Below are 992 nucleotides of genomic sequence, written 5' to 3' on the forward strand. Positions count from 1 at the left end.
ACAAATGCGGATTTGTCTTTGACAAATAAAAGTTTCTCCACTTTATCGAGCAAAGTAGATGAAAATTGCAGTTTTGAACAGATTGGTAGTTGGCGTGTTTATAAATATGCATCTGGCAAAGCAGAAGCATATTATTGTCAAAACTTTGGAACTGTTGCATTAACGGGGAATAGAGCGGCAGGTGTTTATACACACAATGACTTTGTGACAAAAACATTCACAATACCCACGGGTATATTTAAAACAGCATTTTATGCGGATGTTAACGTTCTTACAAGCGGATATACAAGTTGCCAAGTTAGTGGTTTAACGAGCACTACCTGTTCTATAAGAATTTGGTCTTCTTATGCAACAACCGTTTCAAATTTAAATGTATTTCTCAAAGTTGTAGGACTTTGGAGATAAACTATAATAATGCTAAATAGCATACGCTGGCTCAATAAGAGTGGCCATTTATATATCGTATGGAGTATATGTTAGTTCCGCATATAACAGATTCTTGTTCTGTCGAATAGTCTAATATCTTGCTATGCTTGCTTAATATATCTGATAAATTTATATTTTTTTCACAATTAACGCATACTTTGAATATTATTAAATCATTTCCAACTGCCTATAGCTCTCCATGTGAAGTAAATATTCCAATTACCATTTGTCTTATTGCATCCACATACGGTACTCGAGGATGATCTTATCAAATTGCCTCCTTCGTTTCCTTCAAAGAGTTTTGTGGCTATATTACCATTTTGTCCAAGTGAAAGTGAGAAATAATATGATGTATTGTTAAAAGATAAGGGGAAATTTACAGTTTTTATCTGGACAAGGTTAGTAGTAGCTGTAAAATTAGTTCGTCCCCACATCTCCAAAAGACCATTGTTATATTTTTTATAATACCCGTTAGAATTGCTGCCATATACAAAACCCAGGTTACGATTTAGCTCATCCAACATATAACTAATATTTGTGTTTGTAACTGACAAATCCGCATTTGT

Annotated in this window: 2 protein-coding genes; one reads left to right on the forward strand and one right to left on the reverse strand. The window is 33.7% G+C overall.

Annotated elements, in window-relative coordinates; translation table 11 throughout:
- The coding region (locus E1963_RS19900; RefSeq protein WP_207669414.1) for a hypothetical protein at positions 1–405 on the forward strand (405 nt) is incomplete at its 5' end.
- Positions 406–599: 194 nt separating this feature from the next.
- On the opposite strand, the gene E1963_RS19495 is transcribed toward E1963_RS19900, so the two are convergent.
- Positions 600–992, reverse strand: a 393-nt coding sequence (locus E1963_RS19495; protein WP_207669415.1) for a gp53-like domain-containing protein, incomplete at its 5' end; no start/stop codon positions are given.

The sequence above is a fragment of the Extibacter muris genome (genome assembly GCF_004345005.1).
Taxonomy (GTDB): domain Bacteria; phylum Bacillota; class Clostridia; order Lachnospirales; family Lachnospiraceae; genus Extibacter; species Extibacter muris.